Source organism: Cognatilysobacter lacus, from assembly GCF_008274655.1.
Lineage (GTDB): Bacteria > Pseudomonadota > Gammaproteobacteria > Xanthomonadales > Xanthomonadaceae > Cognatilysobacter > Cognatilysobacter lacus.
The window spans coordinates 1-9725 of record NZ_VTRV01000101.1 but is presented as its reverse complement, the minus strand read 5'-3'; the positions used below and the strand labels follow the sequence as shown (position 1 = coordinate 9725).

General features: G+C 68.3%; 10 protein-coding genes. 5 read left to right on the top strand and 5 right to left on the bottom strand.

Features of this window, described 5'->3' with window-relative positions:
* Positions 1–187: 187 nt before the first annotated feature.
* A complete protein-coding gene (gene tyrS / locus FW784_RS09650; protein ID WP_149353137.1) occupies positions 188–1393 on the bottom strand; it encodes a tyrosine--tRNA ligase in 1206 nt (401 codons plus the stop codon).
* A gap of 186 nt (positions 1394–1579) precedes the next feature.
* Here tyrS and FW784_RS09645 point away from each other — a divergent pair, with 186 nt between their 5' ends.
* Complete coding sequence (locus FW784_RS09645; protein ID WP_149353136.1) at positions 1580–3010, top strand: M23 family metallopeptidase; 1431 nt, start codon at positions 1580–1582, stop codon at positions 3008–3010.
* A gap of 1 nt (position 3011) precedes the next feature.
* Positions 3012–4157 carry an anhydro-N-acetylmuramic acid kinase gene (locus FW784_RS09640; protein ID WP_149353135.1) on the top strand — a complete coding sequence of 382 codons (1146 nt, stop codon included), beginning with the start codon at positions 3012–3014 and terminating at the stop codon, positions 4155–4157.
* Here FW784_RS09640 and FW784_RS09635 read toward each other — a convergent pair.
* The gene (locus FW784_RS09635) at positions 4145–5497 is read right to left on the bottom strand and encodes an AmpG family muropeptide MFS transporter (protein ID WP_425481625.1); all 1353 of its coding nucleotides are present in this window, start codon (positions 5495–5497) and stop codon (positions 4145–4147) included. The two genes, FW784_RS09640 and FW784_RS09635, sit on opposite strands and share 13 nt — an antisense overlap.
* On the bottom strand, positions 5487–6293 hold the full coding sequence (locus tag FW784_RS09630; RefSeq protein ID WP_149353134.1) for an exodeoxyribonuclease III: 807 nt from the start codon (positions 6291–6293) through the stop codon (positions 5487–5489). Before FW784_RS09630 ends, FW784_RS09635 begins: the two co-directional genes overlap by 11 nt.
* A gap of 105 nt (positions 6294–6398) precedes the next feature.
* Between FW784_RS09630 and pyrE the strand changes: the two genes are divergently transcribed.
* The 3 genes from pyrE to FW784_RS09615 are packed head-to-tail and all read left to right on the top strand — an operon-like array spanning position 6399 to position 8106.
* Positions 6399–7049: an orotate phosphoribosyltransferase gene (pyrE, locus tag FW784_RS09625; protein WP_149353133.1), complete on the top strand. Its 651-nt coding sequence runs from the start codon at positions 6399–6401 to the stop codon at positions 7047–7049.
* A gap of 59 nt (positions 7050–7108) precedes the next feature.
* Entirely contained in the window at positions 7109–7783 is a 675-nt protein-coding gene (locus FW784_RS09620; protein ID WP_149353132.1) for a hypothetical protein, read from the top strand.
* Between the two features lie 5 nt (positions 7784–7788).
* Positions 7789–8106 carry a hypothetical protein gene (locus FW784_RS09615; protein WP_149353131.1) on the top strand — a complete coding sequence of 106 codons (318 nt, stop codon included), beginning with the start codon at positions 7789–7791 and terminating at the stop codon, positions 8104–8106.
* Positions 8107–8110: 4 nt separating this feature from the next.
* Here FW784_RS09615 and FW784_RS09610 read toward each other — a convergent pair whose 3' ends face one another.
* A complete protein-coding gene (locus FW784_RS09610; RefSeq protein WP_149353130.1) occupies positions 8111–8464 on the bottom strand; it encodes a DUF3147 family protein in 354 nt (117 codons plus the stop codon).
* 8 nt (positions 8465–8472) lie between these two features.
* On the bottom strand, positions 8473–9725 hold a 1253-nt coding region (locus FW784_RS09605; RefSeq protein ID WP_149353129.1), incomplete at its 5' end, for a phosphomannomutase/phosphoglucomutase.

Below are 9725 nucleotides of genomic sequence, written 5' to 3'. Positions count from 1 at the left end.
TCAGTTCGTCCAAGTGAGCCGCCCATTTTAGGGCATTTCCGATCACTGTCAACACCTCGTGAGCGGAAATTTTGCTGCCCGACTGGTTCGGTTGGTCGCCGTGTGGCGACCCCTGGTCAGCAGGGTCGACGATTATGACGCGCAGAGTCGTCCCTGTGAAGCCCTGTGATCGCCGCGATTGAAAAGTTCAGACCACGAGCCGGATACGGGCGAAGCTGCGCTTGCCAACGGCGATGACGCCTTCGTAGCCGGGCGCGAACTGGCGGGAGGCGTCCTCGCAGACGTCCCCGTCGACCCGCACCGCGCGCTCCTTGAGTTTGCGGTTGGCTTCGGAATTGCTGGGCGTCAGGCCCGCCGCCGTGAGTAGGGCTGCGATCCGAAGCCCCTCCGCCGGAACCCGCACGTCCGTCAGCGGCAGTTGCGAGATGTCGCCTTCGCCGCGCACCGCCGCGTTCCAGCCCGCGACTGCCTGCTCGGCAGCCCCTGAGCCATGGAAGCGAGCTGCCAGCTCCCGGGCGAGGCGCATCTTGAGATCACGGGGGTTGAGCGCTCCCGCATCTATCTCGTCCATCAGCCGCCGGGTGTCGGCGATCGAGATCTCGAAGCTCAGCAGCTCGATCCACCGCCACATCAGCGCGTCGTCGATCTTCATCGTCTTGGTGACGATGTCGATCGCCGGTTCGTCGATGCCGATGTAGTTCCCGAGCGACTTGCTCATCTTGTTGACGCCGTCGAACCCCTCGAGCAGCGGCATGGTCAGCACCACCTGAGGCTTCTGGCCGAAGTGCTCCTGAAGGCCGCGGCCCATCAGCAGGTTGAACTTCTGGTCGGTGCCGCCGAGCTCGACATCCGCCTCGAGCGCGACCGAGTCGTAGCCCTGCACCAGCGGATACAGGAATTCGTGGATGGCGATCGACTGGTGCGCGGCATAGCGCTTGGCAAAGTCGTCGCGCTCGAGCATGCGGGCGACGGTGTGCTGCCCGGCGAGCCGGATCATGTCGGCGGCCGACATCCTGCCGAACCACTCGGAGTTGAATCGCACCTCGGTGCGCTCGCGGTCGAGCACCTTGAACACCTGCTCGGCGTAGGTCTCGGCGTTCGCGCGCACGTCCTCGCGCGTCAGGGGTTTGCGCGTGACGTTCTTGCCGGTCGGGTCGCCGATCATTCCGGTGAAGTCGCCGATCAGGAAGATCACCTGATGGCCGAGATCCTGGAACTGCCGCATCTTGTTGAGCAGCACCGTGTGGCCCAGGTGCAGGTCGGGCGCGGTGGGATCGAAGCCCGCCTTGACGCGTAGCGGTCGTCCGCCCTGCAGCCGCTGGGCGAGCTCATCGGGCTTGAGGACTTCATCCGCGCCGCGCGTGATGAGGTCGAACGTGTCCTGGATCGACATTTGGAAATCTCACGATAGGCCGCGATCTGCGACCCCGGTCCCGTGAAGGAGCGGTCAAAAGTTAATTGGACGTAAAACGGGCGTTGACGAAAAAATCCATTCACATCAATGGTTTGACGCACACCGCTCGCGTGTCTATTTTACGGTCGTGACGGGGCCTACACGGCCATCCGGGGGATCAGCAGCATGACAGACACCGCTTCGGCACGGCGCGCGCGCCTTGACGCTCTTCGCGAGAAGACCCTGCATCGCCAGGTTGTCGCGCATGAGGGCACCGGGTTCAACGGTCGCTGGTCGCGGCGGCAGTGGGCGCATGCGAGCCTTTTCGCCACGGCGGCGATGCTGGCGGCCGCGATCGTCCCGGGCTTCGATCGGCCGGTCGCCACGCGCGGCGACGTGCTGGCGCCGCGGCACTCGATGGCACTCGCGCTGCCGCCGCTGAAACTCACGCAGGCGCGGGGCGACAGCTGGCAGATGGTGCAGGTCAAGCGCGGCCAGACGCTCGCTTCGATCATGAAGGACATGGGCATCGCGCAGGCCACCCGCGAGATGCTGCTCGCGCAGCCCTCGGTGAAGGACCAGCTGCTGCACGCCATGAAGCCGGGCACGCAGCTCGCGTTCGACCTGCCGGTCGGCGGCGACCTGCGCGCGTTCCGCTTCGACCAGGACGAGAGCCACCGCGTCGAACTCACCTTCGACGGCGGCAAGGTGCACGAGCACGTGCAGGCCAGCCCGACCGAGACGCGCACCGTCGTGATCAGCGGCAAGGTCGGCAATTCGCTGTACGCGTCGGCGCGCAAGCTCGGCCTGACGAGCGCGCACGTAAATACGCTCACCGACGACATGTTCAAGTACGACATCGACTTCAACGACGACGTCGGCGCCGACGACCGCTTCAGCGTCGTCGTCGAACAGACCTGGCGCGACGGCGAACTGGTCAACACCGGGCCGGTGCTCGCGGCAACGTTCAGCACGGGCGACACGCTGCATTCGGCGTTCCGCTTCGACCGCGGCGGCAAGCCGGAATACTTCACCGCCGACGGCCGTTCGCTCAAGCGCACCTTCATCCGCATGCCGATTCCGTATGCGCGACTGACGTCGGGCTTCGGCAACCGGTTCCATCCGGTGCTGGGCCGCATGCGGATGCACAAGGGCGTGGACTATGCCGCCGGCATCGGTACGCCGATCATGGCGGCCGGCGACGCGCGCGTCGCCTTTGTCGGCTGGAAGGGCGGTTACGGTCGCGTGGTCGAACTCGACCACGGCCGCGGCTACTCGACGCTGTACGGCCACATGTCGGCCTTCGGCAGCGAGCACGTCGGCCAGCGCATCGCGCAGGGCACGGTGATCGGCTACGTGGGCGCGTCGGGCTTGGCGACCGGCCCGCACCTGCATTACGAATTCAAGGTCAACGGCGCGCAGCGCAATCCGTTGTCGGTGACCATGCCGCCGCCGGAGCCGCTCAGTGGCGCCGAGTTCACCGCGTTCCACTCGCAGACGCGCACGGCCCTGGCGCGCATCCGCGAGGTCGAGCACGTCATCTACTCGGGTGACGATGCCGATACGCGCGTGGCCAAGGCGCCCGCCCGGACCGAGAAGCCGGGCCGTCGCTCCTGACATGACGACATCGCTGCCGGCCGACGGACTCTTCGTCGGCCTGATCTCGGGAACGAGCGCCGACGGCATTGACGCGGCGCTCGTTCGCTTTGGGGCGGACGTATCCGATACCGGCTGCCGGCTGGTGCACGGCGTGGTCGTGCCGTGGGATCCGGCGTTGCGCGCGCGGCTCGTCGCACTCGGGCAGGGCGGCGATGCACGTGGGCTCGATGAACTGGGCACGCTCGACGCGCAGGTGGGCGAGGCCTTTGCAGCCGCCACGCAGGTGTTGCTCGCAGAAGCGGGGGTCGACGCCACGGGCGTGGTCGCGGTCGGCTCGCACGGTCAGACCGTGCGCCATCGCCCCGCGGGCGCGGCCTCCGACGGCGTCCATCCCTTCAGCTGGCAGATCGGCGACGCCAACATCATTGCCGAACGGTGCGGCATCACCACCGTGGCGGATTTCCGCCGTCGCGATGTCGCCGCGGGAGGCCAGGGCGCGCCGCTGGTGCCGGCGTTCCACGCGGCGATGCTGCATTCGGATGCGGAAGACCGCGCGGTGTTGAATCTCGGCGGCATCGGCAACTTCACGCTGTTGCCGCGCAGCGGCGACGTGCGCGGCTTCGATACCGGGCCCGCGAATGCGCTGCTCGATGCGTGGTGCCTGCGCCATCGCGGCGAGGCGTTCGATCGCGACGGCATGTTCGCCGCGACCGGGCGCGTCGACGACGCGTTGCTGGCGCGCCTGCGCAGCGATCCGTGGTTCGCGTTGCCACCGCCGAAAAGCAGCGGCCGCGAGCAGTTCCATCTCGACTGGGTCGAAGCGCGACTGGAAGGCGCCGCGACACCGGCGGACGTGCAGGCGACGCTGCTCGAACTCAGTGCGGCGACGATCGCCGACGCGCTGCACGCCCATCAACCCACGACGACGCGCCTGCTGACCTGTGGCGGCGGCGTACGGAATTCACAGCTGATCGCACGCATCGCGGCGCGGCTGCCCGGCTGCATCGTCGAACCCACGGATGTGCACGGGCTCGATGCCGACTTCGTCGAAGCCATGGCGTTCGCGTGGCTGGCGCGCCAGACACTCGCGGGCCTGCCGGGCAACGTCGCCGCGGTCACCGGCGCGCGCGGGCCGCGCGTGCTGGGTGCGATCTATCCGGCCTGAGCGGCTTTCGCGGCGCCCGCGTCCGCCGACCTGAAGCGCGGCCACAGGTACAGGAACAGCAGCGTCGCCGGCAGCACGGCGATCGTCGCGATGATGAAGTAGGTCGAGTAGTTGGTGGCTTCGACGATGCGGCCGGCGAACACGCCGAGCACCTTGCCGGGCAGGTTGACCATCGAGCTGAGCAGCGCGTACTGCGTGGCGGTGTGCTGGCGGTTCACCAGCGAAGACAGGAACGCGACCGCCGCCGTACCGAGGAAGCCCAGCGAGAAGTTCTCGGCCGAGATCACCAGCGTGAGCGCGCCCAGATCGCCGTGATGCCGCGTCAGCCAGACGTAGAGCAGGTTGCAGCTGGCGCAGACCACGATCGACAACAGCAGCGGCAGCCGCACGCCCCAGCGCGCGATCGCCATGCCACCCGCGAACACGCCCGCGATGCCGACCCATGTGCCGTAGAGCTTGGTGATCGCGCCGATCTGCGTCTTGGCAAAGCCCATCGACAGGTAGAACGGGCTCATGATGCCGCCCACCAGCGCCTGCTCCGGCACCTTGAACAGCAGGATGAAGAGCAGTGTCAGCAGCGCGGTCTGCGCACCGTAGCGGCGGAAGAAATCGACGAACGGATCGATCACGCCGATTCGCATCGCCTCGCGCCACGTCGCCGGCGATTCGCGGTACGACTCCGGCTCGCGCGACATCAGGTTGGCGCCGATCGGCAGCAGCATGAGCGCGGCCATGCACAGGTACACGGTGGCCCACGGCATGTGATCGGCCATCGCCAGCGCGAGCGCGCCGGTGACAATCAGCGCGATGCGGTACCCCAGGGAGTACGTCGCGACCAGCGCGCCCTGCGCGGCGGGCGGCGCGATCTCGATGCGGTATGCGTCGACGGCGATGTCCTGCGTCGCGCCGGCGAAGGCCACGAACACGGTTGCGACCACGAACGGCATCAGCTGCGACGGCGTGAACATTGCCATGACCAGCAGGCCGGCGACGACCGCGACCTGCGCCAGCAACAGCCAGCCCCGACGCAATCCCAGCCTGCGAAAACCGGGCACCTGCGTCTGGTCGAGCAACGGCGCCCACAGGAACTTCAGCGCATAGGTCATGCCCGCGCTGGCGATCACCGTGATCTCCTTGAGCACGATGCCGTTCTCCTTGAGCCAGTACGCCAGCGTGCCGGCGACGAGCAGGAACGGCAGGCCCGAGCTGAAGCCGAAGAAGAACATCGTCCACGCGGCCGGCTGGGTGAACGCCTGCCAGACGGATACCTTCTTCGCGGGTGGCGGCGGAATATCGGCCGTCGCGGGGTCGTTCGGCAGGCGTACGTTGTCAGAGGTCATAGTCGACGATGTAGGGGCCGTGGTCGGAGAAGCGGGGCTCGCGAGGCGACTCGCAGTGCCGGATGGCATCGCGCAGGTTGGGCGTCACGAGCTGGTAATCGATGCGCCAGCCTACGTTCTTCGCGCGGGCCTGTCCCCGATTGCTCCACCAGGTGTACTCGGCGCATTCATCGGGCCGCGCCACGCGGAAGCTGTCGTGCCAACCGTGCCCGTCGGCGCAGGGCGAGCCGTCGCCGTGCTCGTCGGCGATCAGCGCATTGAGCCAGGCGCGTTCGTGCGGCAGGCAGCCCGTCTGCTTCTGGTTCGACGCCCAGTTGGTGATGTCGCGACGCGAGCGCACGATGTTCCAGTCGCCGCACACGATGTACTGGCGACCGCTCTGCAGCCATTCGCGCAGGATCGGCGCGAACCAGTCCATCACCGACACCTTGAAGCCCTGCCGCAGTTCGCCGCTGCTGCCGGAGGGCACGTACACGGACACGACCGAAAGATCGCCGAAGCGCGCCTCGATGTAGCGGCCTTCCTCGTCGAACTCGTTCCAGCCCAGGCCGGTGCGCACCTCGTCGGGCTCGCGGCGCGAGTAGATCGCCACGCCGCTGTAGCCCTTCTTCGTGCTCGCGTCGCGGAAATGCGCGTGGTAGCCGTCGGGCAGCAATTCGGGCACGCGCAACTGGTGCTCCTGCGCCTTGGTTTCCTGCACGCACAGCACGTCTGCATCGCGCTCGTGGAACCAGTCGATGAAGCCTTTCCTGGCGGCCGAACGCCAGCCGTTCGCGTTGAAACTGATGACGCGCATCGGGGTACTCGTGGGGTGGGGTGTCGCGGGCGGGCGACGTCGGGCGCCAAGGGTAACGGCTGGCTGCTTTACGATGCCGGTCCCACGTCGCAGGGTTTTCGACGCATGACCGACCACCGCGCACGTTTCCTCCAGCTCGCCCTGCGCGTCGAGGCGCTGCGCTTCGGCGAGTTCACGCTGAAGTCGGGGCGCACCAGCCCGTACTTCTTCAATGCGGGGCGTTTCGACTCCGGGGCGTCCATCGCCGAACTCGCAGGCTGCTATGCGGACGCACTGGATACCGCGGGCGTGGCGTTCGACGTGTTGTTCGGGCCTGCCTACAAGGGCATCCCCCTCGCGACCGCGCTCGCGTGCGAGTTCGCGCGCCGCGGCCGCGACTATCCCGTCGCGTTCAACCGCAAGGAGGCCAAGGCCCACGGCGAGGGCGGCATGCTGATCGGCGCGCCGCTCGACGGCCGGCGCGTGCTGATCGTCGACGACGTGATCACCGCGGGCACCGCGATCCGCGAGGCGCTCGGGCTGATCCGCGGAGCCGGCGGCGTGCCCGCGGGCATCGTGATCGCGCTCGATCGGCAGGAAGCCGTCGACCCTGGCGTGTCGCGACGCTCGGCGGCACAAACTGTCACGGACGAGCAGGGCCTGCCCGTCATCGCCGTGGCCCGGCTCGCGGATCTGCTCGACTTCACCGCCGGCGGGGCGCTGGACGCCCAGCGGGCGGGGCTATTGGCGTATCGCGCCGCCTACGGTTGCGACTGACCGCGGCTGGCGCGAAAGTTGCTTCGCCTCCTCCCGACGCTTCCGCCGAACGGCCTGCCATGACCCGCAAACTCATCACCGCCTTCGCCGTCCTCGGGCTCGCCAGCGCGATTCACGCGCAGGAAGCACCCAAGAAGAAGCTCTATTGCTGGAACGAGGCCGGCCACAAGGTGTGCGGCGATGCCCTGCCCGCCAGCGCCGCCAATTCGGCGCGTACCGAATTCAACACCAAGAGCGGCATGGCGACCGCAGTGGTGGGCCGCGCGCTCACGCCTGAGGAGCGCGCCGCCGCCGACGCACAAGCCAAGGCGCAGGCCGACGCCGCGGCCGCCGCCGAAGCCGAGCAACGCCGGCTGATGGCGATGGTCGAAACGTTCCCGACCGAGGACGACCTGCGTCGCGCCTTCGATGCGCGCGTGTCGCTCAATCGCGATGCGATGAAGACCGCACGCATGGGAATCGATGGCCTGCGCCAGAGCCTGGTCGCGCTGCTGCGCCGGGCCGGCGATGTCGAACTCAACAGCAAGCCGGTGCCCAAGACGCTGGCGGGCGAGATCCGCGGCCAGCATGGCCAGCTCCTGGCGCAGCAGGCCGCACTGGCGACGCTGCAGCGCGAGTCCGCGAACATCCAGGCGCAGATGCAGGAGGCCGTGGCCCGGTACCGCGAACTGAAACCGCGGCCGGCGTCCGGATCGACCGGCGCGCTCGCCCCGATGCCGACGCCCGCGGGCTGATCCGCTTGGACATCCAGCCCACGGCTTCGCGCGACCCGCGGCCGGCGCGGATCGTCGCCACGCTGATGTCGTTGGCGCTCGGGGCGCTCGGCGCGATGACGCTGATGACCCAGCACTTCGCCGGCCACAACTCCCGACGGCCCGGCCCCGCCGTGGTGCTCGACGGCACGCCAGCGATGTGGATGGGCGGGCTCTACTTCGCGCTGGCTGCGCTGCCGCTCGCGATCTGGTGGCGCACGCCGCGTGCCGCGTCGACATGGGCCGCGGCCTGCATGCTGGCGCTCGTCGGATGCCTGTTGATGGCGATCCGCGCACAGCGCTGAGGCCTTAGGGCAGCAGCACGATTCCGAACGGGCGAACCGCCCACGCGGTCAGCGCGAAGCAGCCGACGGTGAGCAGCGCCGAGGCCGCGAGTGTCGGCCAGAACCCGAGCCGCGCCAGCAGCCACGGGAACGCAAGGAACATCGGCAGCGTCGGCAGCACGTACCAGAACGTGTACCAGGCGTGGTTGGCCAGCTTCGCCTGCGGCTGTTTTTCCAGCTGCAGCCACACCAGCGTGAGCACCGTCACGAGCGGCAACGCAGCGATGAATCCGCCCAGGCGATCACTGCGCTTGGCGACCTCCGAGATCACCACGACGAGCGCCGCGGTGATCAGGTACTTCGTCGCCAGCCACGCCATCGGAGAGCTCAAAAGGGCAGGACCAGGTCGGGCTGGATCGCCGCGATCTGCTCGCGGAATGCGTTCTGGATGCGCTGTAGCGCCTCGCTGGAGTCGGCGTCGAAACGCATGACCAGCACCGGCGTCGTATTGGACGCCCGCACCAGCCCCCAGCCGTCGGCGTAATCCACGCGCAGGCCGTCGATGGTCGAAAGTCGCGCGCCCTCGAACTTGGCCTCGGCCTGGAAACGCTCGACGAACGCGTGCGGATTGCCGTTGGGCGCGTCGACCTTGATCTCCGGCGTCGACACGCCGTTGGGCAACGCGTTGAGCGTTTCGGTCGGCGTGCGGGGGCTGGCCGCGAGGATCTCGAGCAGGCGCGCGGCGGCGTAGATGCCGTCGTCGAAGCCGTACCAGCGCTCCTTGAAGAAGAAGTGGCCGCTCATCTCGCCGGCCAGTTCGGCGTCGGTCTCGCGCATCTTGGCCTTGATCAGCGAGTGCCCCGTCTTCCACATCAGCGGGCTGCCGCCGTGGCGCAGGATGTGGCCCGGTAGTCGGCCGGTGCACTTCACGTCGAACAGGATCACCGCGCCGGGGTTGCGCTCGAGCACGTCCGCCGCGAACAGCATCAGCAGGCGGTCGGGATAGATGTTGTCGCCAGTGCGCGTGACCACGCCGAGGCGGTCGCCGTCGCCGTCGAAGGCGACGCCGAAGTCGGCGTCCATGCGCTCGACCATCTGGATCAGGTCGACGAGGTTGTGCGGCTCGCTCGGGTCCGGATGGTGGTTGGGGAACGTGCCGTCGATGTCGCAGAACAGCGGGATGACCTCGGCGCCGATCGCCTCCAGCACGCGCGGGCCGATCTCACCGGCCACGCCGTTGCCCGAATCGACCACGACCTTGAGCGGCCGGTCGATCTGGATGTCCGACGCGATGCGCTGCACGTAGTCTTCGGCGATGTCGTGCTGCTCGACGTTGCCGGGCGTCGGCGCGGTGTGCAGGCGGTCGTCGGCGATGCGCGAGTAGAGGTCGGTGATCGCATCACCCGACAGCGTCTCGCCGCCCACCACCACCTTGAAGCCGTTGTAGTCGGGCGGGTTGTGGCTGCCGGTGACCGACACGCACGAACCCGCGCGCAGCTGGAACGCGCCGAAGTACACCACCGGCGTGGGCGCCATGCCGATGTCGAGCACGTTGCGGCCCGCGCGGCCTGGTCTGCGCACGATTGCCGTACTGGTCGACGAAATACGGGAACTGCGCCGTGTTTCCGTCGTCGGAGAGC